The sequence below is a fragment of the Spiroplasma endosymbiont of Halictus nicosiae genome (genome assembly GCF_978018445.1).
Genome location: NZ_OZ389573.1, coordinates 986,767 through 1,008,689, shown reverse-complemented (window position 1 = coordinate 1,008,689; position 21,923 = coordinate 986,767). Strand labels below are relative to the sequence as shown.

Here is a 21,923-nt window from a genome sequence, read left to right as displayed (position 1 = left end):
ATCTTTAATTTGTGTTTTACTTTGACCAACAACTACTTCATTATTTTTGGGTTAACCTTTAATGACTATTTTATCTTTGGTACAAATTAAATTTAAAATAAAACCACTATCTGATTGATGATAATTTAATCAAATATCAGCACCCTGTTCAATTTCATTTATTTTACTTACACGAGATGTAAAGTTAAAAGGGTTAATTCATAAATCAATATTGCCATCACTAGTTTCTAATAAACCAAAGATAGTTTTACCCATTAAACTTGCTGTTAATTCATTCTTATCTAATTTTTCTTTTATTTTATAAGTTTCATATCATCAATTTAATTTTTCTAAAATGTCTTTACGATGCGACTTAAATAAAATATCTTTACCATTTATTAATCGCATTTGATGGCGAGCAATAATATTTGCTAAATTAATAGTTCAATCATAATTATAAAATTTTAAAACACTATTAATATCATTTAAGTTTGGTAAAGATGGATAGGTATTATTCATGGTTATTTTGCTCCTTTAAATTTAAAATAAGTGCATAATTAATTATATTTACTGTTAATAAACTAGGTTCATTTGCTAAAACTTGTACACATACTTTAACTTTTTGATATTTTTTAATATATTTGTTATATAAATTTAATTTATACATTGCTATATTATCTTTTTTTAATTCTTGACAAAGCTTTTTTTAACTTGTCCACAAACAGACATATAAGGTCTTTTTGCATTTATTACACGCTCATCATGTATTACATAAATATCTTTTTTCATTAATTTATTCACTCCCTTTGTTGTCATAATTTATAATCTGCTGAACTATTATGCTTAACCATTGGTATTAATTCAAAATGTAAAGCATAAAAATCACTATCAAATGTATCATCATATAAGTCTAATACTTTTTCTTCTCTTGCTTCAGGCTTATCTTCTCATTGTATTAATTCATATTGGGTTTTACTTACAGGACATTTTTCTCATAATGATTTTAATTGATTAGTATTTATTAACATTGTGAACGCCTCTACACGATGTCTTACTTTAAATTTTTGTTTTTGTGCTGGTTTAAATGTCATATATTGACCAAAAGAATAATTATATTTTTCTCGGTTTAAACTTTGCAATGTTGAATAAGCACTATCATCAACATTAATTGATATTCCTTGTTGTATTAAATTAAAATATTGATTTAATTGATTGTTATAAAAATCTAAAATATCTTTAACTTGTTCTAATTCAGTTTTAAATTGTTGTGTAGCATTTGAATGAGTATATTCAGCAACTTTATAGGTTTTTTTATCAAATGAGTTATATATTCAAAAACTAGCCGCTGTTGTATGTCCTTTAGGACTAGTAGCATTAGCAATATCAACACCACCTAATAATTTAGTTTGTTGAATAATATCTGTTGCTTGCATAATATCAATATATCTATCAAAAATTGACCCACTTGTATTGCCAGGTAATCTTCAACTCCATACTCTTGCTCTTTCAATATCTAACTGTTCTAATCTTAATTGTTCATTAACTTTATCTTGTGGTAATTCATAATTTAATCTTTAATTTGCTCCCATTTGATAAAGCAAAAGTAAAATTTGATAAATTAATAGTATAAGGTATATTATTTTCATCTAACATATTTCAGATATTTTGAAATACACTATCTTTTAAATCTTTACTCCAATACATACTAGCAATGATACAAATTGGTTCTTTAATTAATAAACTAATTTTTAATAATTCACCAAACATTTTAATATTTGATATAGTTTTACCATTATATTGCGTCCCAATTTGATTAATTTCATTAACTAATTCATATTTCTTAGCAAATGGATATTTATTACCAATACTACTATTTTGTAACAACCAATGAATATTTATAATTAAATGCTCGTTGTCAATATAATTTAGCACCATCAGGTGATTTCATCATAAAGTTAATTATTTCACTTTCTATTCTATCAACTTGTTTTTCAAGCAAATGAACTATCTTTTCGCTCGCATAAGTATCATATCTTCACTTGCGAGAAAGATTGAATTCATTGGTTAAATCGTTCAAAGTATATGGTTTATTAGGTGATTTATTTTGCCAAAATTCATCTATTTTACGATAAAATGTTCGTAAACTTGCTGTTTTTGGATTAAATTCTTTCATTTTTTACTCCTTTATATGGTTAAATATAAGTAGAGAAAAACATGTACTGAAGAACTTGATACGGTTCTTTTTTTATTATTTATAATTTTACATCAAAATAAAAAAAAGTAAAGTAATTTACTTTTTTCAGTTAAATTAATTTGCTAATAATTAACAATTAAATTATAACACAATAAATAAAAAATAATATCTTTTTTTGCATTTTTATTATTTTTGTGTTAATGTGTAGAACTAAGGAAAGAGGATAAAAAAATGATAAATATTGATAACAATTTTTTTAAGAATTTTAATAATTTGTTATATATACAAAGTATTGAAATTATTCAACAAAATTTAGAAGATTGTGATGAATGAATTTTTAAAAATTATAAAATTGATGAAACTTTAAAAAAATTTAAAGATTATAAAGTAAAAGAAATAAAACCAAGAACATTAACTATTTTAAATGGGAAAATAACTTTTAAAAGAAGAAAATATTATAAAATTAATCCAGAACAGGTAAAGAAGAATATATTTTTCCTTTGGATAAACTTTTAGGAATTGAAAAATGACAAAGAATAGATAATTCTGTTAAAGAAAAAATATTATCATTTATTGGCAAGAAAAAAACATATCAAGATATTTTAGATACTATGGAACATGTAAAAATTTGTATAAAAACAATTTCAAATATTATGAAAAATTCAAAAACTGATAAAGAATATTACCTTAATAAAACTGATAAAAAAATAAAGATACCTCATACTTTATATATTCAAATTGATGGGACTTATTTAAAAATGTGAAATGAAAAGAAAAAAGGAAAAGAAAAAATAAAAAAACATAGTATATTTTCAACTGTTCATACTGGTTTTGATAAGGCAAAATCAACGAAAAAAAGACCTGTAATTCAAGATAAATTAGGTGTTATAGAGCTAGATAATATTCCAGAATATATTAAAAAAATAGTAAATTAACTAATTTTGTTAATAAATTACTTACATTAATTACAAGTTATTATGATGTTAATGACAATATTGAATTTATGGTATTAGGAAATGGCGCACTTTGAATTAAAAATATTGTAAAATTTATTCAAGAATATTTTCCTAAAAATAAAGTACATTACACGATAGATAAATTCCACCTTACAAGTAGATTTAAAAAATTATATCCTTATCAAAGTAAAAAGAAAGAAAACAGAGAAAGATACCATAAAGCAGTCGATTATTTTTTTAATGCTAAATATGAAGAATTATTAGAATGTTTAGAAAACAGTGCTTCTTTTATAAAAGAATCAAAAATTAAATTCTTAAAAGAGACAATTAAATTAATTAAAAATAATGAAGAAGGTGTCAGAAATCAAACATTATGAAATAATATTGGTTGTCATATTGAGGGTGATATATCACATTACTGTAAAGGTGTTTTGGTTAAAAAAGCAACTTATCATGAAAAAACTCTTAAAAATAAATTAAATACTAGTATAATGAATTTTAAAAATAAAATTAATTTTTTTAATACTAATGAACCATTAGAAGAAAATAGAATTAATTATTCAGTTAATAATTTTGTAAATAATAATTTACAACCAAACTTATATTTTTATTAATTTTATCTAATAAATTAAATAACTTTAATAAACATATATTTTTGTCATGGAAAAATTTAAAAAATGTTAAAATATTGTTGACAATAAAATTAATTGCTCGTGCAAAGATATATAACACTAATTCTCCTGGTTGTGCTACTGATGTTGAAAAAACAACTGCTAAGTAAAATCATGTTGTAACTTTTTCACCAACTAATTCACCAGTTATTGGATCAAAAGCACTATTAATAATTATTGTTTTTTAATAAAAGGCATAATATTTCGTAAATATGTTCCTAATTGACTTTAAATTGAACCATATACTCCAAAAATTTTCATTCTTTGCTCCAATAAAGCATTATATTCTGGTGTACCTGGTAAAATATTTAATTTATTAATATCAATGTCTTTAATATAAATATCATCGGGAGTTACTAATCGCAATAAAATAAAAATTACACAAATTGCTAGTAATAAAGTAATAATTGCAAAAAAGATTCTTTTTAATGAATAACCTATTTATTAATGGAAAACGATCAAAAAACTCCCGACGGTGATGATTAAAAATTGCCATTTTATATTTCATTTCAGTAAAAAGTGATGTTCGTTTATTTGCTTGTTGATAATCTAAATAAACATTAACAAACTTCTTATCATATTCTTTACTAATATCAAAATTGGTTTTAGAAATATATTTCTCTTTTTTAATATTTTTCATATATTTTTTCCCTCCCTAGTTCTAAGGAAAAATAAAATGTCCCTTTTATCAAATTTTAATAAAATAATGTGCTTAAAATAACTTATTCAAAATAATGTACTTGATACAAAATATAATTTTATATTATATAATTATATTTTACTTTTTGTAAAAATACAATATAATTTAATAATAAATTTAAAAAATATTAATGTGAGGGAAATAATGGCAAAAAAGAAAAATATTTTTAAAGAATTACATCAATTAAAACGTGAAGAAAAAGAAATTCATGAAAAAGAAGTTAAAGAAATTGTTGAAGAAACATACCATAATCAAACAATAAAATTAGAAACTTATCAAAAACTAAAAAAAATTACTTGATACCATTATTTAATTGCTATTTTAACTAGTGCATTTTTACTTTGAATTAGTTTTTTATTAGGAATTTTTGCCTTTAAAGATATCAAAAAAACAGAATGAATTGTTGTTAGCTTCTTTGTTTTAATTTTATTAATCTGATTAATTTTAGGCTGATATAAAAATAAGCAAGCCGCAGCTTACTTTAATGATCATCATCGCCGTTACCGACCCACTTTAACTGACGAAGAAGCAATAATTAAAAAAACACGAAAAATATTATTAATCATTGCTGGAATATTATTAATTTCTTCAGTAATTATCTTTTTTACTATTTAATTTATTTTTATAAAAATTAACCAACCTTAAATTCTAGTATCTGTAAAAATCTAAAGTCACTATCATTAATATTCCTTTCATCATCATTAGAATGAAAAAAGAAACTATAGCCAAAACTATAATAAAAGTTTGCATAATAGTGTTGAGGCCTGGTGTTTAACCACTCTTGGTACGAGTTATATATTTCATTATCGTATAATTCTATTTCGGGATGAAATAATTTAATAGTAAAAATATTATTTTTAATTAAATTAACTTTATATTTTTTTTACCAGGATTTGATATGAAAGGACTAAAATACGGTTTTTCTGATGAATCTAATGTGCTTTTAAAAAATTGATTGAAAAATTGGTTGAAGGCTTATTATGTTTAATTTTTTTTCTAAAACACTAGCACTTTCAACTAATGCATCAAACTCATTTTGCCGCATTTTAAAAACAAGGCGATGATACTCATTATATGTTTCTAATTTATAATAATGTCAAAAAGCCATTATCACCTTAGCAAATTCTTCTAACTTTTCGTGAACTTTATCTTTTTCCTTTAATATTTTAACTTGTGATTTTAGTTTTATTCTAGAAAAATTACATTTAAATAATAAATTTTCAATTGTAAAATTAACTGGAATAATGCTTTTTATGTTTTCAAAATAATAATACTTTTCTTCACTTAATATCGCTGCTTTTTTTATATAAAATTTTAAAAAGTTTTCTGGTGTCAATTTATCAGGGTTATACCCCTCTCCCGCTCACATCAAGGTAGAATCCGATTTGCAAAAATGAAGACGATTAGATCTCTCTGTAAAAGAATTAGAAACTGATTCAAAGTCAAAAAATAAAAAATTAATATTATTAAACAAAAGATTTGCTTCTTTTAACTTATTTTCAATATTTGTTCTTAATATATTTAGCCTTGTAAAAGCATCTACATTTACTTCTGCTGGTACAATAAACCTAAAATTTTGGGTAGTATTCATTATTCTTAGGTTTTTAATAAAATTAAGTAATTAGAAACAAATTAAGTTTCCCTTATAATTGAATGATAACAAAATTTATAAAAAATTCAACTTTTTTTAAAAATATAATTTTTAGTTGAAAAAATAATTTATAAATTTATGAATTTTGACACACTAAAAAATACTTTTTAAAGTTATTGCTAATTTTAAAAGGTTTTTTATTTTTTATAAAGATAAAAATTGATTTTGAAATTGATTTAAATTAAATATATTAAATTCAATTTTTTCTTTATTATTTTTATTAGTTTTATCAACTTTCTCATCATTAATTTGATTATTAAGTCTTAACATAGAAGCAATTAACATATTGATAAATGTTTCTTTACAAAATATATTTTTGCGCCACGCCCTTTAACAGCCTTAATATAATACGATACATCACCCCTCAACATGACAACCAATATTATATTCTTATGATTGATTTACAATACCTTCTTCATTACTTTTAATTAATTCAATGGTTTCTAATAAAAATATTTTTTTATTACCATTAACATATGGTAAATGATATATTAAAAAATCTAATAATAATTTATAATTTCCAGTAAAGAAATATATTTTTGCTAATTTATATTTTATTCTATGAATTTTGATTCTATTTCGATTTGGGAATAATTATTTAAATCTATTTGATAAATGAAATTTATCTAAACTATATGATACAGTGTTATTTTTATATTTTGCTTTTACTGCTATATAAATTTTTTTAATTTGTTTTTCACCATAACTTAATATTAATATTTTAGTATTTTGATTAATATCATAAGTATCAATTGATTTAAAAATTTTATCAATAAAATTATCAATATTAGATTTATTATTTTTATTCTTATGATTTTTATTCATCATTTGAAAAACGCCTTTTTTCTTTTTCATTTTTATTCTGGTTTTTGTTGACTTTTCTTGTTCAACACCAACATGCATAGTCGCAAGAAATATTTTATTTTCAATTTTTTTCTCGCATTGGTTCAAAAGCTCCGTCAATTTGAATATATAAAACATTATTTGGAATTTTAATTTTATTATTATTTTTATTACTAATGTAATCGATTTCTTCTAAATCGGCATTTTTAAAAATATTAGATATTGTTCTTTCACTAATATTTGCATTCTCTGTTGTATGTAAAATATCTTTATATCTTTTTCCATCACCTATAAAAGACATATATTTATTTTTTAAATTTATTTCAATTCTTTCGTATTTTTTTAAACCTAATTCTTCATCTAAAGGATAACGATTTATATTTTCTTTTTTTCTTCATCATATTTAACATATAATCTTCTTTTAATAGGAATATCTCCATATTCTGTTTTAATTGTTTTTGGAAATTTTGATATCACCTTATATCCTTGTAATATTTGTCCTTGTTGATATAATTTAAATATCTCATTATCTCTTTCAATTAAGAAATTTTTAGTTTCATTGTTTGTTTCTATTATTTTATCTTTTTTATAATCTTCTAATAAATTTTGTTTTAATTCCATTTTATAATTTCCTTTCATATAAACAAATTATTTTAAAATATGATACTCAATACTTCACATAATCTTATCAAAAAAAGGAGGCTATTTAAAAATGCAGGATTTTACCAAAATTAATAACAAAAAACGGATTACTAGTTATAAATATTTAAATAAAAAATATAATTTGAATTTTAGTGACTATAATTTTGGTTTTGATTAAGAAGTATTTAAAGACTTTGTTGGTGATAGTTATGCCCGATATTTTACTTCACCAACTTTTTTTAAGTTTGTTTCAGCGGGGCGTGGTACTAATAAGACATGAAATCACATAGCAGAAAAATTATTTTTTGCTTGTAATTTTTCTGATGCTTCATCTAACATTTTACGAAGATATGCCAACACACACGAAGATACTACATTTGGCGATATAATTAATGTATGTAATTATTTATACGATAAATATTGTTTTTCCTAGTGGTGTGAGAATTGCTTTTGCGAATTATGCTAATGGTAATAAAATTATGGGAAAAGTTGGTAAAGGTAGTGGTATTATATCAGCGTGAACAGATGAAATGATACATGCTGAAAAAAATAAATTTTAACTGATAAAGAATTAGATAAACGTTATAATAATTTGCGAATTTCCATGTTTAGATCAAAAAGCTTAAAAGTATCTTATGAAAAATATACTGATGAAAATGATAATGAACAATATAATTTAGATAATCCTATTCCAGTAAAAGAATTATCTTGGACATTTCAAGAATGAGACAACATAGCAAAACAATACATAACAGTAATAACATATTTTCATAAAACATATTCTAATCAATTTACTTTTAATCCTTTTGATAAATACCATGTCTTTTATGAAAAATTTGTAACCCCATATTTACCCTTAAATGAAAGAATTAAAAATATTTTAAAAGAACACAATCAAGTATATTCAGAAAACAAACAAGCATTTAATGGTTTGGGTATTTTTAATTTAGGATTAACAATGGGTGCTGTTTGAAATAAAATACCTGATATTACTAAAAAACTTGTTTTAACAAACAAACAAGAGCGACCTGATTTATTTGAACTTGAATACTACGGATTTGAATATAACGATAATGACCCCAGTATTTATGTTTTACGAAATTATCGTAAATATATTAAAGAGTATAATTTACAAGATTTTTATAATTCCAATACAAAACAGTATCAATTTGATAGTTATTCAATTGGTGTGGATTATGCTAATGGTAGTGAAGACCAGACGGTGTTTTTATTTAGTGGTTATAAAATTAATGAAAATAATGAATATGATAAATATTTAATTGAAGAAAATGTTGTTACACCAAAAAACGCAATAAATTTAAATGAAATAGTTGAACATTACGGGCAATGAATAATTAATACATTTGATAAATTTGATGGTTTTGAATATGCTACATTTCATTATGATATTAATGCACACGACTTTATGCAAAAATTACAAGAAGATATTTTCCCTTATTTAGGCTATAAAATTAAGATGTTTAAAGCAAAAAACATCAGACATCTCTTAATAAAGAAGCAGGTATAATCAATCGCGTAACCTGAATAAGAAAAATGTTTGTTCAAGGTAAAATATATGGCATATTAGATAACTTCCCATTTTTAGATAAGTGCATTAGTGAACTAAGATTTAGTGATACCAAAACAAACACACCCGATAGTAAAATGTACCATGACCCATATGATGCTTTGTTTTATGGTTCTTATCCATATCGTTTTAAAATGAGAATATAAAAAAGGTTTTAAAAACCTTCTAAAATTTATAAATTTTATTTACTTTTTATTTATTAAATAATTAGTATTTAATGTTTTTTCTAAACTAGGTGATTTTTCTTGTATTTTATTACCATCATCATTTTTCAATAGTTCAGGATGACAATTTTTATAACTTAATTTAAGATGTTTTCTAACTGAATTAAAATCTAGTATCTCAACTTCAATTTCATCACCAACATCAAAAAAATCTCTAATATCTCTAACAAAGTAATATGAAATATCACTAATATGAATTAAACCATCAGCCTTTTCTGCTCTACAAAAAGAACCATAAGGTATAATGTTTATTATTTTAACATTAACTTTATTTCCTTTTTTATACATAAAATTAAATATACTTCCTTTCTTTAAATGCTTTAATTATATCATTAAGACTATAAAAATCATTTGCAGGAATTGGGCGAGCGGTTGATTTTCTTAAATTTTTGTAACAAAATAACTTATGGGAACCTTTATAAAATTCTTCGCTTAACGCTTAGAATTTTTCCCAAGTATTTTGAAAAGCGTGGCAAAAAATTTTTTAAACTTTAAGTAATTTTTCGCAAAACTTATGGAAATCACCGCAAGCCCAGATTGACCCTTTCCATTTAAATAGTCCTTGTATATATATAATTGTGATTGTAAAAAGATTTAGCGAAAGGAATTATAATAATGAAAAAGATATTAAGTCTTTTAGGCACAATCACTTTAATTGGAACAAGTACAACAAATTTAGTTGCTTGTAATAAACCACAATATAGCGAAAAAGAATTAGCAGATTTAAAAGAAAAGAATAATATAAAAACAAACGATGGTATTTTAGAATGAATAGCACCACAAGAAAAACCATTTAATCAAGTGGATAATAAATGATATTTTGCTATATGGAAACCTAATAATTCTATTTATTGAAAAATATCAAAATTTAAACACAATACAAATAAAGGAAAAAAATTGAGGCTTGAGATCCATTAAAACCATATTATATTGATCTCTTTTTATGGGTTTTTGAAACAAAAGAACAAGATTTATTAATAGATGATCAATCGGAAGGCAAAATCGAACGAATTTTTTGAAATGAAGATAAGGGACAAAATTTTAAAGCAGTTTATCGTTGAAATTTAGAAGATACTAATGTACCTAATTTAATTATTGATAAAACCGGTAATGTAAAAGTTAATGAATAATAAAAAGTCATTTATTAAAATGACTTTTTATATTTCTAATATAATTAATGATAATTTTTCATTATTTTTATTAAATAATTGTAAATTATTAATATTAATTTGTTCTTTTTCTGTAAAAATTGTAATTTCATAATTACCATAACCTCATATACCTGATATTTCAATTTGATTTAAATTAAATAGTTTTTTTCAAAAGTTATTTTAATACTATAATCAATTAAATCTTCGATTGTACTAATTCAATCTATTTTAGAATAAAGTAATTTATATCATTCAGAAAAATAATTTAAATAGTCTTCTATTTTGTCATTAGAAACAATTAAATTAGTTAAATATTTACCATATTCACCATCAGATAATTTAATTTCTGATGGAATAAGATTTGCTTCTAATTGATAAATAGGATTTTCTGAAATATCTTTGTTTTTAACACTTACTTTAATTTCATTATCTTTGTTATTATTAACATTTGGTTGTTGTTTTAAATTTCAATCAATAATTTTTCCAGTACTTGAATCAATTAAAGGTTTAAGAGGTTCACCACCACCATTTCAACGATAAACTGCCTTAAAATTTTGCTCTTATCTTCATTTCAAAAAATTCGTTCGATTTTGCCTTCCGATTGATCATCTATTAATAAATCTTGTTCTTTTGTTTCAAAAACCCATAAAAAGAGATCAATATAATATGGTTTTAATGGATCTCAAGCCTCAATTTTTTTCCTTTATTTGTATCGTGTTTAAATTTTGATATTTTTCAATAAATAGAATTATTAGGTTTCCATATAGCAAAATATCATTTATTATCCACTTGATTAAATGATTTTTCTTGTGCTTTAATTTCTTTTCAATAATTTACTGGAATTGGTGGATTAGAACTAATAAAATCAAAATATAATGAATATATTTGTACTTGACAATCTGAAAAATAAAAATATCCTTCTTCTAATCTATTTGGTTTTGAAATTAGTTTGAAATAATAAGGAGAAAATAATTTAATATCATCATTTTGACCTTTGTTAATAGCATATTTGCTATATGTGTAATTTCAAAACATATAGATAATTTGTTTAAATATTTTAATAATTTTATCCTTAATAAGGGTTGGATTATCTAATTTTCAATTTTCAAACAAACCATCAATTACATCTTCGGGTTTTTGTCCTTCAAATTTTTGGCGTAATTCAGCCGCTTTATTAGTAGGATTCCTTTTTCATCGTATTTTACCCCTTGAAATTTACGGTCATAATTATAACGATATGTTAAATAATTCAATAAAACTTTATCTAAACCATTTTTATTTATTAAATATAAAATATCTTTACCTTGAATATAGTTTTTTGCAATACTTCATGATAAAAAACTTTCGGTAAATCAATATTGAAATACTCTTAAATTAGGGTTTGTTTCAATTGGCATTGATAATAATGGTACTAAACTAGCATTTTCAATATTTGATGATGGATAAGAATAAACACCATTGATATTGCCTCAACACTTAATATTTCCAAATAACATTGATTTAGGGTATTTAATTTCAATGCCAGTAAATACTGTATCTTCTGGCAATGATTTTTGTAAAACTAAATGAATACTATTCTGATTTTTTCAAAAATAATTAATTAAAGTCATTTATTTTAAAAATATCAATATTTATATTTTTAAATCATATACATTTTCACTCTATCATATTTATATTAATTTAGCAACAATTTTAAAATTAAACCCCCCTTGGTAATTCTAAATCATTTTGTTTTTAAATATATATTATAGATTGTTAAAAATACCCTTTTAATAATTAAAACAGAATTTTTTTATTTTTAACATAAAAAATAAAAAATCTTTTAAATAAAATTATTTTAAAACATTCTTATTAAATGGCTAAAATAAAAATAATATTATTCAAAGATTTTACCTTAGTTTATCATTTTATCTTTCAACAGTATTTTCTTCTACTGCATCATTTTCATTTTCTGTGATATTTTTATACACATCGCTAACTTTTGTTGAATCTAACTTTGGAACTGTAATAATTGTTTCTTTTTTTTTAATTCTGGAACTGGTTTTGCTGGTGGTAAATAATCATAGATTGGTTCATTTTTAGAAGATGGAATATTATCATAAATTGGCTCAGGAATTGCCTCATAAATTGGCTCATCATTTAATTTAATCGGAATTTCATAACCATCTTCATCTTTAGTACTATCATTATTTAAAAAAGTTCAAGATATATTAGTTAAAAAACCTGGTTCAAAATTTAAATTTTGCTCTGAATCAGTAATTTTTCGATAACTTTCCATTGTTTCTATTAAATTATGTGTGTTTTTTGTTGCAATTTGTACTGATTGCTTTTTACTAAAACCTAATGCTCTTGCAAGTTTTTTAATTTGTTTTCTTGTATTTTTTAGAATTTTTTTTACTAATTTTTCAACTTTTACCATAGCACACATAGTTTTTACCCTTTATCATTATTATATTTATTAAGGACTAACAAATATAAGCCATGTACTTTAAAAAACTATTTTTTAAATCATATACAACAAGATACTACTATACTTAAATTATTTTGTTAATTTAGAGTTAAAACAAAGAAAATAAAAATGTATCAATTTGATACATTTTAAAAATTAGTTTGTGCCAAAAACATTTTTGAAAACTTCATCATATGTTTCAACTGGAATAATATTCAATGTTTCTTGCACTTCTTTTGGAATATCTTCAATATCTTTAATATTTTTATGTGGAATTAAAATTGTTTTTAAACCACTACGGTTGGCAGAAATTGATTTTTCTCGTAAACCACCAATTGATAAGACTTGTCCTCGTAAAGTAATTTCACCAGTCATTCCAATATCTTTCGATACTGGACGATTACTTAAAGCACTGATAATTGCTGTTGTTAAGGTAATTCCAGCTGATGGTCCATCTTTTGGTACTGCTCCTTCTGGAACATGAATATGAATATCATGTGTTTCAAAGAATTTTGGATCAATATTAAATTTGCCAGAATTTGCTTTTACATAGTCTAACGCAATTGATGCTGATTCTTTCATTATGTCACCTAATTTTCCAGTTAACACTAATGAACCTTTTCCTAAGAAACTATTAACTTCAATTGGTAAAATATCACCACCAAATTGAGTATATGCTAATCCTGTTACAACTCCAACTTGTGATTCTTTTTCTTTTTCGGTATGTTCAAAACGACGTTTACCTAATAAATCATTAACAGTATCTGGTTTAACTGTTAAATTAACCATTTCTTTATTTAAAAACTTAACAATAAATTTCCGTGCAACAGCATTTAAATCTCGTTCTAACTGACGAACTCCTGCTTCACGCGTATAATATTTAATTATTTCATTAATTGCATCATCGGTAATTATTAATTGTCCATCTGCTAAACCATTATTACTTAATACTTTTGGAACTAAATAATCTTTTGCAATATTGAATTTTTCCAATTCAGTATATGATGATAATTGAATAATTTCCATTCGGTCAATTAAAGCTTCTGGAATATTATCATAATAATTGGCTGTTGCAATAAACATAACATCACTTAAATCATATGTTTCTTCTAAGTAGTGGTCAGAAAAGGTTGAATTTTGTTCTGGATCTAATACTTCTAACATTGCACTAGCGGGGTCACCACGATAATCTGATGCTATTTTGTCAATTTCATCTAATAAAAATAATGGATTTATTGAACCAGCACGTTTCATTGACTGAATAATGCGCCCTGGCATCGCTCCAATATATGTTTTACGATGCCCACGAATTTCTGATTCATCTTTTACGCCTCCCAAGGCCATTTTAACAAATTTTCGTCCTGTTGCTTCAGCAATTGATTTTGCTAAACTTGTTTTCCCAACCCCTGGTGGTCCTACTAAACAAATAATTTGTCCTTTTAAAGATTTAGTCATTGTTTTAACGGCTAAGTATTCAATAATTCTTTCCTTAACTTTATCTAAACCAAAATGATATTTATCTAACACTTCTTTTGCAAATTTTAAATCATTTTTTTCTTCTGTTTTTTCTCATCATGGAATTTGCATCATTCAATCAATATAAGTTCGAATAATATTTGATTCACTTGATGCTTGTGGTAATGCTTCGTAACGAGTGATTTCTTGTTCAATTCGTTCTTTAATATTTTTTGGAAATGGTTCTTTTGCTAATCGTTCTTTATATAATTTCATTTCGTCAGCGGCGCCATCAAATTCATCTAGTTCATCTTTAATTGCTTTTAATTTTTCTCGTAAGTAATATTCACGTTGTTGTTCATCAACTCGTTCTTTAATTTTTTTGCTAATTTTATTATCAATATCATTGGCTTGTTGTTTATTAACTAAATGATCAAAAATAATTTGAAGTCTTTTTTCAACATCTAATTCTTCAATAATTTCTTGTTTTTTTGCCACTGGAATAAATGGTAAAAATTGGGCAATTGTATCAACAACTTCATTCCCATTAACTGAATCACCAATTTGATCTAATAAATCTTCTGGCAAAATATCTTGTAATTCCATTAATTCTTTAATATTCGCTGTTAATTTTTCAACAATTTTATCTTCTGATTTAACAAATGATTTTAAAATATCAATATCAGCAGCATAAAATTCTCCTTCGCGTAAATCTAAAATTTTTACTCGATCAACTGCTTTAAAATTAACTGTTAGACTACCATCTTCCCATACTTTACGAATTTTTAACTCTGCTAAAATCCCAATTCGATAAATTTCAGATAATTTTGGATTATCTTCTAACGGTTTTTTTTGACTAACTAACACAATATGATTATCAAAATCCTTGCTAGCTGTATTCACCGCTAAAATTGATTTATCTCGTCCTACCTCTAATACTTGTTCAAAGCCTGGAAAAATATAACTACCCCGTGTTACAAGAATGGGTACATTTTTTAATTGTGTTATTTTTGAATCCATCTTCAAAACACCTCCTGTTTCTTTTCTTCACTTATATTGACAATATCTTATCTTATTTTTAAAAATATCGCAATATAAATTTAAGTTACACAAAAATTATAACAAAAAAATCATCTCACCTATTGTTTATTATATTTTTACCCCAAAATTAAGGAATACCAGTTTAATACTTAATAATATTCTTATTATATTCACCATTATTTTGATATAAAAAGGCAAATACCTTATTATGCATAACTTGTTCTTTTACTTGTTGGTCGGATACTAATTTTGTTTCTTTTAATGCTTTACCATCAATTCCAAATTGTTTTCCTAACTTTTCATATTGTTCATCAATTTCTGCATCAGTTACAGTAATATTTTCATTTTGAACAACTGCATCAACAATAACAACATTTTCTAAACGATTCTTAGCGTCTTTAAATAACTCATTAAAAATATCTTCTTCTGACATTCCTGTTCGTTTTTTATACGTTTTTATATCCATTTGTTGACCTTGTAATTTTTGTTCAAACTCATGTTTTAATTGATTTGCTTCTTTACGAATAATTGATTCTGGTAAAGCAATCTTTGAATCTTCTGCAATTAAGTGGAATAAATGGCCAATAAAATGATCATATTCTTGTTTTAATAATTGCTCATAAATATTATTTTTAACATGCGCCTCCAATTTAGCTAACGTATCAATACCTTTTAAATTAACATCTTTTGCTAATTCATCATTTAATTCTGGTAATTTTTTTGTTTTAACTTGCTTAATATTTAACTTAAAAATAGGCGAAGTTGATTTTAATTCTTCAACATGATAATCAGATGGGAAAGTAACATCAATTTCTTTTTTATCACCTGTTTTTAAACCAATCATGGCTTCTTCAAAACCGGGAATAAATTGACCACTCCCAATTTCTAAAGTAAAATCTGTTGCTTTACCACCCTTAAATGGTTTTCCATCAACAAAACCTTCAAAATCAAAAATTACTGTATCGCCAGTTGTAATTTCTGTTGTTTTTGGTTTAAAAATTGCAAAACGATTACGTAATTGATTAATATTATAGTCAATATCTGCTTTTTTAACTTCAATTTTTGTCTTTTTTAATTCTTTATCAGTAAAACCAGTATACTTACTAATTTTAACTTCTGGTTTTAAATCAAATTCTAATTGTAAGATATACTCTGTTTTACTAATTTTTTGTACACTTGGAACTGGTGATGAAAATGGTTCAATATCTGATTTTTGATCAAACGCAAACTTATAAGCTTTATTAACAACTAAATGATGTGCCGCATCTAAAATTTTTGCTTCAGTTAGATGTTTTTTAATTAAATCAGTAGGTACTTTCCCTTTTCGAAAGCCAGGAACCTCTAATTGCTCTGCTGCTTTTTTTCAGCTTTTTTAATATAATCTGTCCATTCTGTACCATCAATGGTTACATATCATTTTCCAATTCCTTTATCTTGTATTTTTTCCGCTTTAAATTTCATATTTTACTCCTTAACTAATTATTGCACATAATTTATTATAACAAAAAGAATGACTTTAAATAACTTTTTTCCCCAATTTATTTTGCTTTTTTGGTCTAATTCTAAATAATAATTTATTTTATAATTCTTGTTGGGCTAAGTAAGGAAGATATTTTTTTACTATTTCAACTTGAACTGTAAATTGTTCTGCCAGATCTTGGATTACTATTTTTTCACCATACATCCCATGACCTTGATATATAATTGCAATTGTTAATGCTTTTTCTTCATTATTTTCTAAAAAATAAGGATATAAGTTATAATAATATGTTTCTAACAAATATAAACAAGTATGGTATAAACTAGGATTATAATTATAAACTCATTGGTCTAATAATTTCATTATGGTTTTAACTTGTTCATTTTCTTTATATGGTATTATTTGACTTGGATTCAAGTGAAAAATACCATTTGTTTTTTTCACTTCAAATATTTCTGTAATTTCTTGTTTTTTTAATAAGTATAATAAATAAATCTTTGCAAAATCAGTGACTTTTTTATTCAGAAAATATTGACGAATTACTGGTAAAATTTGTCGTAAATTTTGGTCTTTTAAATATTGAAAAGCTAATAATTGAGTTTCCTCATCAGATGGATTCGCTAAAATATAACTAATTTTTGCTAATGTTCAAACTGTTGTTTCACTTGGCTTTTGTTCTCGAATTTTTTCATTAACTTCTTGTAATAATGTTGTTAATACTTTCTCAACTTGTTGAGGAATATAAGGCATCAGCAATTCATCATTAATTTTGATAAGTGCACCATTGTAATTATGATTACTAATTAATTCTTTAATTTCATTAATTAATTCATCATAATAATTTAATGGTGTTTGCATTTAATAAATCCTTCTTAGATAAAACAATCTTTTATATTATTATAACAATTTTTTAAAAAATAAAACCTTATTTAATCATTTAAATAAGGTTTTTAATTTAATTACAATTTAAAAAATGGCGCCCACGAAGAGATTCGAACTCCCGACCCTACGCTTAGAAGGCGCATGCTCTCTCCTACTGAGCTACGTGGGCATATCATACAAATAATAACATAAATTAAAGAATATTTTCAAGAAAATAAGTTTGCTTTTTTAAAAATAAATTTCATCAATAATATTATAATCATGTAATACTTCTGTTACTTTTTTTGTTGGTTTTATTATTATAAATTGCTTTTGAAGGTGAATTACTGCACGATAAATTAAGATAAAAACAATACTATTAATTGTAAATTTCAATAAATTAAAAGGAATAACTATCGGTACTAAAATACTTTTAAATCATTGTACTGTTTCGCGGGGAAGATGTAAGAAATGAGCATACATGTCATAAATAAATAATCAATTAAATAATGTCATTACAAATGAAGCAATAATTGTTGCTAAACTAACATTTATTGTTGTAATTAAATAATCAGCTTTTTTTGAAAAATTATTTTTAAACAAGTGATTAAATCCTTTTCGTAAAAAATTATCGCCTAATCAAAAAACTAATAAAAAAATTAAATCTGCTAACATTAAAGCAAATACATCAATGGGAGTATCACCTAAATAAACCATTCGTAATCAACTAACACTAATAGTTAAAAAACTAGCATAAATAATACCAAACAAACGAAGAGATAATAACATTAAAAAATCAGTTAACTCAATTTTTAAAAATGGAGCAACGGGAAAAACTGTTAAATTCATTATTTTACTTAATCATGACAATAAAACATATAAAGCAATCACAATTGCCATTGCCACAATTCTTTTTGTATCTAAGTAAAATAAATTTTTTATTTTTGTTTGCATATTATCACCTTGTTTAATTATAAATTATTTTTAAAATATAGCAAAGTAAAAACTAATTGTAAAAATTATTCAGTTGGATATAAAATGCTTTGTAGAATCATATACAAAGCATTTTATATCCAACAATTTATTCTGTTTCAGGTTTAACATTTCCTAAACCAATTGTTGCATTGTATTCATTTTTAGGAAAACTTATAGTAACTATAATACGATTAAATTCTTCAGTTAAAATTGTAGTTTTATTAGTTTTTGCAATTGATATATTTTCACTAGTTAACTCTTTTACTAAGTTAACAAGTTTTTCTTTAATTTTAATATTTTTAATATCTTCTCTGTTTGTTATTGCCTCTATCGTATCTTTTTTGTTTTTATCAATAAAGTTTCATATATAAGGCAATGCTACTTCTAATTTTTGTTTTGCATTCAATTCTGAACCATCAGCTATTCCTTTGTTTAGAATTTGAACTAAAATTGCATATGCAGTATATTCTAATGTATCAGGGTCTTGTGACAATTGAACACTATCTAATATAATATGTATTGTATCTTTTGCAGAACCAAGTTTAAATCAATTAAAATCTCATTATTTTCTGTTCTTAAAACAGCATTTTCTTCAGTGATTTTTGCATCACTATTTTTCAAGCTATTTATTAATTTAATAATCTCTTCCCTAACGTTTTTATCACTAATATTGTTTGCTTTTTTTACTGCTTTAATTTTAGATTGCTCAATGGCAACTCATAATAATTGGAAAGCAGTATTATAAGTTTGTCCTGCATATAAAGTTGATCCATCAACTGATTCAATTTCACCAATTGCTTCTTTAATGTAAGTTAAAGCAATTGCTTCTAATCCACAGTTACAATCAGAATCTCTTAAAACATCTTGATTTGAGTTAAAACTTGGTAATGAAGTTGTTGTAACAATTGGTCCAGTTAAAAATCCTGCTTTTAAAATGACTAATACATAATTGCACTGGTCAATCACCTTGCATTTTTCTTACTAAATCATCATTTTTATCTTTTTTAAATCTTGCTAATACCTTTCTTTTACAATTTGGCATTTTTTGGCCATTTTTTAATCCTTTTTGCATATTAAAATTGCTATTATTTAAACAATATGATTAAATAAAAGAGTAAAAAACTGTATTAATGTATAAAAGAACTCTCACAAGTTCTTTTTTTATTATCTATATTTTACATAAAAAAAGACTTTTGCAAGTCTATATTTTTGTAATTTTCTAAAACAGGTTAAGAGTAGGAAAATTCTTCCTTTTTAGATTTACAATATTATCTTATCATCATTAAATTTAATGTCAATAATTTACTTTTATTTTTTTTATTGTATTATGTAAATATTTTAAGAAAGGGTAGGAGAAAATGAAAAAGTTTAAACATTTAAGTTTTATTGAAAGATGTAATTTAAAAGAAGCGTTAGAATCTGATATTTTTAAGAAAAAAAATGGCACTCTTAATATATCAAAAATAGCAAGATATATGGGTCGTAGTAAAAGTACTATTAAATATCACTTAAAACAATTATAAACATATTAAACGATATTATCCTATGCAAGAACATAAACGATATTTAGAAAATCGTAAAAATTGTAAAAAGAAAACTACTTTAACTTTTAAACAATTATTATGATTAGATGAAAAATTTAATAAATTTCATTATACACCTAAACAAATATGTAAATCATATGAAATTGAATTTAATGATAAATTCCCTATGTGTTTTAAAACACTTTATAAATATATTTATTTAGGTTTATTTGGTTTAAATAAACGTAATTTGTATTTTCATAGTAAAAAAAGATACATAAAGGGAAAAAATATAAACACAAATTTTTAAAAATAAACTTTTAAAAAAACATTTAAAGGGAATTATAACTGATCAAGGAAAAGAATTTTAAAATTGAAAAGATATTGAAAAACATCTTAAAACAAATGTATATTTTTGTGATAAAGGTAGTCCTACACAAAAACCAATTGTAGAAAGAATGAATAGAGATATAAGGCGAGAATTACCAAAAAGTACTGATTTTAGAATTATTAAACAAGATAAAATAGATTGAATAATTAATACAATTAATGATAAGATAAGACCTTGTTTAAATTGAGAAACACCAACACAGTTATTTAATAAATATATTAAATAAATTTATTAAATAAAAAAACTTAATAAATTATTTTTTAGTGTGCCCAAATATACTAATTTTAAATAAATTAAAAAAATAATTTAAAAATACTTGCAAACTTATTTTTAAGTGCTATTATTTTAATTAATAAGAGTAGGAAATAACTAATTGTATTTACACTATACACTTTACATAAAAATAATAATTATCTTTTATTTTTTTGAATATAACACAATACTTTTATTTGATCTTACTGCGAAAAAACAAAAAGGAATTAAAAAGACATAACATTATTTGCCTTTCTATGCTATATTAATAATTAGGAAAGTAATGAAAGGAAGAAAAATAATGAGTAAAAATAATGTTTTACCAATTATCGTTGAAATCCCTAAGGGGTCTGGTCATAAATATGAATATGATCTTAAAACAGGGCGAATTGTTTTAGACCGGGCTTTATATGGTGCTAATTTTTATCCAGGAGAATATGGTTTTATTGAAAACACATTAGATTGAGATGGTGATCCCCTTGATGTAATTTCATTAAGCACTTACCCCACAATTCCTGGTTGTCAAATCAATGTTCGTATTTTGGGAACAATTAATATGATTGATAACGGGGAAATTGACACAAAATTAATGGCTGTGATGGCTGATGATCCGCGTTTTAATCATATTCAAACTTTAGAAGATGTTCCATTCGCAATACGAAATGAAATTGAAACTTTCTTTTTACAATATAAAACTTTGCAAAAAAAAGAAGTTAAAATTAATGGTTGAAGTGGCTTAGACCAAGCTTTAAAAGAAATTAAAGAATGTCAAGAACGTTATTTAGAATACAAAGATATTTTAGAAACAAAAGGAAAAGATACTGTAATGAAAATTTGAAAAGAAAAAGGATTAGGGCAAATTTAAACAAATAAAAACTAGTGTTGACACTAGTTTTT

32 protein-coding genes, 1 tRNA gene and 1 pseudogene are annotated in these 21,923 nt (G+C 23.7%); 10 read left to right on the top strand and 24 right to left on the bottom strand.

Going from position 1 to position 21,923, the window contains the following annotated elements:
- Positions 1–51: 51 nt before the first annotated feature.
- The 6 genes from ACZ91P_RS06880 to ACZ91P_RS06855 all read right to left on the bottom strand — a co-directional run bounded on the left by ACZ91P_RS06880 (position 52) and on the right by ACZ91P_RS06855 (position 2,152).
- The gene (locus ACZ91P_RS06880; protein WP_465158619.1) at positions 52–498 is read right to left on the bottom strand and encodes a hypothetical protein; all 447 of its coding nucleotides are present in this window, start codon (positions 496–498) and stop codon (positions 52–54) included.
- Positions 491–646: a hypothetical protein gene (locus ACZ91P_RS06875; RefSeq protein ID WP_465158618.1), complete on the bottom strand. Its 156-nt coding sequence runs from the start codon at positions 644–646 to the stop codon at positions 491–493. Before ACZ91P_RS06875 ends, ACZ91P_RS06880 begins: the two co-directional genes overlap by 8 nt.
- Positions 647–663: 17 nt before the next feature.
- Complete coding sequence (locus ACZ91P_RS06870) at positions 664–795, bottom strand: hypothetical protein (protein WP_465158617.1); 132 nt, start codon at positions 793–795, stop codon at positions 664–666.
- Positions 768–1,436, bottom strand: a complete 669-nt coding sequence (locus tag ACZ91P_RS06865; protein WP_465158960.1) for a PBSX family phage terminase large subunit — start codon at positions 1,434–1,436, stop codon at positions 768–770. The genes ACZ91P_RS06870 and ACZ91P_RS06865 overlap by 28 nt, the downstream gene beginning before the upstream one ends.
- 88 nt (positions 1,437–1,524) lie before the next feature.
- Positions 1,525–1,863, bottom strand: a complete 339-nt coding sequence (locus tag ACZ91P_RS06860) for a hypothetical protein (protein WP_465158616.1) — start codon at positions 1,861–1,863, stop codon at positions 1,525–1,527.
- Entirely contained in the window at positions 1,850–2,152 is a 303-nt protein-coding gene (locus ACZ91P_RS06855) for a hypothetical protein (RefSeq protein WP_465158615.1), read from the bottom strand. Before ACZ91P_RS06855 ends, ACZ91P_RS06860 begins: the two co-directional genes overlap by 14 nt.
- A 252-nt stretch (positions 2,153–2,404) precedes the next feature.
- On the opposite strand from ACZ91P_RS06855, the gene ACZ91P_RS06850 reads away from it, so the two are divergent.
- The 3 genes from ACZ91P_RS06850 to ACZ91P_RS06840 all read left to right on the top strand — a co-directional run bounded on the left by ACZ91P_RS06850 (position 2,405) and on the right by ACZ91P_RS06840 (position 3,743).
- Positions 2,405–2,689 (top strand): hypothetical protein, encoded by a 285-nt coding sequence (locus ACZ91P_RS06850; RefSeq protein WP_465158614.1) that lies wholly within the window; start codon positions 2,405–2,407, stop codon positions 2,687–2,689.
- Positions 2,674–3,108 carry a hypothetical protein gene (locus ACZ91P_RS06845; protein ID WP_465158613.1) on the top strand — a complete coding sequence of 145 codons (435 nt, stop codon included), beginning with the start codon at positions 2,674–2,676 and terminating at the stop codon, positions 3,106–3,108. Before ACZ91P_RS06850 ends, ACZ91P_RS06845 begins: the two co-directional genes overlap by 16 nt.
- Before the next feature lie 68 nt (positions 3,109–3,176).
- Positions 3,177–3,743 (top strand): hypothetical protein, encoded by a 567-nt coding sequence (locus ACZ91P_RS06840; RefSeq protein WP_465158612.1) that lies wholly within the window; start codon positions 3,177–3,179, stop codon positions 3,741–3,743.
- Positions 3,744–4,028: 285 nt separating this feature from the next.
- Here ACZ91P_RS06840 and ACZ91P_RS06835 read toward each other — a convergent pair whose 3' ends face one another.
- Positions 4,029–4,166: a hypothetical protein gene (locus ACZ91P_RS06835; RefSeq protein ID WP_465158611.1), complete on the bottom strand. Its 138-nt coding sequence runs from the start codon at positions 4,164–4,166 to the stop codon at positions 4,029–4,031.
- Between the two features lie 478 nt (positions 4,167–4,644).
- On the opposite strand from ACZ91P_RS06835, the gene ACZ91P_RS06830 reads away from it, so the two are divergent.
- Positions 4,645–5,115 carry a hypothetical protein gene (locus ACZ91P_RS06830; protein ID WP_465158610.1) on the top strand — a complete coding sequence of 157 codons (471 nt, stop codon included), beginning with the start codon at positions 4,645–4,647 and terminating at the stop codon, positions 5,113–5,115.
- 328 nt (positions 5,116–5,443) lie between these two features.
- On the opposite strand, the gene ACZ91P_RS06825 is transcribed toward ACZ91P_RS06830, so the two are convergent.
- The 6 genes from ACZ91P_RS06825 to ACZ91P_RS06800 all read right to left on the bottom strand — a co-directional run bounded on the left by ACZ91P_RS06825 (position 5,444) and on the right by ACZ91P_RS06800 (position 7,975).
- A complete protein-coding gene (locus ACZ91P_RS06825; RefSeq protein WP_465158609.1) occupies positions 5,444–5,836 on the bottom strand; it encodes a hypothetical protein in 393 nt (130 codons plus the stop codon).
- Positions 5,837–6,295: 459 nt separating this feature from the next.
- Positions 6,296–6,436 carry a hypothetical protein gene (locus tag ACZ91P_RS06820; RefSeq protein WP_465158037.1) on the bottom strand — a complete coding sequence of 47 codons (141 nt, stop codon included), beginning with the start codon at positions 6,434–6,436 and terminating at the stop codon, positions 6,296–6,298.
- 309 nt (positions 6,437–6,745) lie between these two features.
- Positions 6,746–7,006, bottom strand: a complete 261-nt coding sequence (locus ACZ91P_RS06815) for a hypothetical protein (protein ID WP_465158608.1) — start codon at positions 7,004–7,006, stop codon at positions 6,746–6,748.
- Between the two features lie 64 nt (positions 7,007–7,070).
- Entirely contained in the window at positions 7,071–7,295 is a 225-nt protein-coding gene (locus tag ACZ91P_RS06810) for a hypothetical protein (protein WP_465158607.1), read from the bottom strand.
- 74 nt (positions 7,296–7,369) lie between these two features.
- On the bottom strand, positions 7,370–7,615 hold the full coding sequence (locus ACZ91P_RS06805; protein ID WP_465158606.1) for a hypothetical protein: 246 nt from the start codon (positions 7,613–7,615) through the stop codon (positions 7,370–7,372).
- A gap of 228 nt (positions 7,616–7,843) precedes the next feature.
- Complete coding sequence (locus ACZ91P_RS06800) at positions 7,844–7,975, bottom strand: hypothetical protein (RefSeq protein WP_465158605.1); 132 nt, start codon at positions 7,973–7,975, stop codon at positions 7,844–7,846.
- 53 nt (positions 7,976–8,028) lie between these two features.
- On the opposite strand from ACZ91P_RS06800, the gene ACZ91P_RS06795 reads away from it, so the two are divergent.
- From ACZ91P_RS06795 to ACZ91P_RS06785, 3 genes are read left to right on the top strand one after another with little or no spacing between them, the layout of a single operon-like run.
- Entirely contained in the window at positions 8,029–8,196 is a 168-nt protein-coding gene (locus tag ACZ91P_RS06795; protein ID WP_465158604.1) for a hypothetical protein, read from the top strand.
- A 44-nt stretch (positions 8,197–8,240) separates the two neighbouring features.
- A complete protein-coding gene (locus ACZ91P_RS06790; RefSeq protein ID WP_465158603.1) occupies positions 8,241–9,164 on the top strand; it encodes a hypothetical protein in 924 nt (307 codons plus the stop codon).
- Between the two features lie 26 nt (positions 9,165–9,190).
- Entirely contained in the window at positions 9,191–9,370 is a 180-nt protein-coding gene (locus ACZ91P_RS06785) for a hypothetical protein (RefSeq protein WP_465158602.1), read from the top strand.
- A 39-nt stretch (positions 9,371–9,409) separates the two neighbouring features.
- On the opposite strand, the gene ACZ91P_RS06780 is transcribed toward ACZ91P_RS06785, so the two are convergent.
- Entirely contained in the window at positions 9,410–9,736 is a 327-nt protein-coding gene (locus ACZ91P_RS06780) for a S1 RNA-binding domain-containing protein (RefSeq protein WP_465158601.1), read from the bottom strand.
- Positions 9,737–10,063: 327 nt separating this feature from the next.
- On the opposite strand from ACZ91P_RS06780, the gene ACZ91P_RS06775 reads away from it, so the two are divergent.
- Entirely contained in the window at positions 10,064–10,366 is a 303-nt protein-coding gene (locus ACZ91P_RS06775; protein ID WP_465158600.1) for a lipoprotein, read from the top strand.
- Positions 10,367–11,271: 905 nt separating this feature from the next.
- On the opposite strand, the gene ACZ91P_RS06770 is transcribed toward ACZ91P_RS06775, so the two are convergent.
- The 10 genes from ACZ91P_RS06770 to ACZ91P_RS06725 form a co-directional block, all read right to left on the bottom strand.
- Complete coding sequence (locus ACZ91P_RS06770; protein WP_465158599.1) at positions 11,272–11,712, bottom strand: hypothetical protein; 441 nt, start codon at positions 11,710–11,712, stop codon at positions 11,272–11,274.
- An 8-nt stretch (positions 11,713–11,720) separates the two neighbouring features.
- Positions 11,721–12,209: a hypothetical protein gene (locus tag ACZ91P_RS06765; RefSeq protein ID WP_465158598.1), complete on the bottom strand. Its 489-nt coding sequence runs from the start codon at positions 12,207–12,209 to the stop codon at positions 11,721–11,723.
- 380 nt (positions 12,210–12,589) lie between these two features.
- Positions 12,590–13,018 (bottom strand): hypothetical protein, encoded by a 429-nt coding sequence (locus ACZ91P_RS06760; RefSeq protein WP_465158597.1) that lies wholly within the window; start codon positions 13,016–13,018, stop codon positions 12,590–12,592.
- Positions 13,019–13,204: 186 nt separating this feature from the next.
- Positions 13,205–15,523, bottom strand: coding sequence for an endopeptidase La (lon, locus tag ACZ91P_RS06755; protein ID WP_465158596.1), 2,319 nt, complete (start codon positions 15,521–15,523; stop codon positions 13,205–13,207).
- A gap of 163 nt (positions 15,524–15,686) precedes the next feature.
- Positions 15,687–16,847, bottom strand: coding sequence for a trigger factor (tig, locus tag ACZ91P_RS06750; protein ID WP_465158959.1), 1,161 nt, complete (start codon positions 16,845–16,847; stop codon positions 15,687–15,689).
- Between the two features lie 276 nt (positions 16,848–17,123).
- The gene (locus tag ACZ91P_RS06745) at positions 17,124–17,882 is read right to left on the bottom strand and encodes a DUF3196 family protein (protein ID WP_465158595.1); all 759 of its coding nucleotides are present in this window, start codon (positions 17,880–17,882) and stop codon (positions 17,124–17,126) included.
- Positions 17,883–17,998: 116 nt separating this feature from the next.
- Positions 17,999–18,075, bottom strand: a tRNA-Arg gene (locus ACZ91P_RS06740).
- A 59-nt stretch (positions 18,076–18,134) separates the two neighbouring features.
- On the bottom strand, positions 18,135–18,839 hold the full coding sequence (locus tag ACZ91P_RS06735) for an ECF transporter S component (protein ID WP_465158594.1): 705 nt from the start codon (positions 18,837–18,839) through the stop codon (positions 18,135–18,137).
- Positions 18,840–18,966: 127 nt separating this feature from the next.
- Positions 18,967–19,353 (bottom strand): hypothetical protein, encoded by a 387-nt coding sequence (locus ACZ91P_RS06730; protein WP_465158593.1) that lies wholly within the window; start codon positions 19,351–19,353, stop codon positions 18,967–18,969.
- 11 nt (positions 19,354–19,364) lie between these two features.
- Positions 19,365–19,826: a hypothetical protein gene (locus ACZ91P_RS06725; protein ID WP_465158592.1), complete on the bottom strand. Its 462-nt coding sequence runs from the start codon at positions 19,824–19,826 to the stop codon at positions 19,365–19,367.
- A 392-nt stretch (positions 19,827–20,218) separates the two neighbouring features.
- On the opposite strand from ACZ91P_RS06725, the pseudogene ACZ91P_RS06720 reads away from it, so the two are divergent.
- Positions 20,219–21,000: pseudogene (locus ACZ91P_RS06720) on the top strand (IS30 family transposase).
- A 327-nt stretch (positions 21,001–21,327) separates the two neighbouring features.
- Complete coding sequence (locus ACZ91P_RS06715; RefSeq protein ID WP_465158591.1) at positions 21,328–21,891, top strand: inorganic diphosphatase; 564 nt, start codon at positions 21,328–21,330, stop codon at positions 21,889–21,891.
- Positions 21,892–21,923 lie beyond the last annotated feature (32 nt).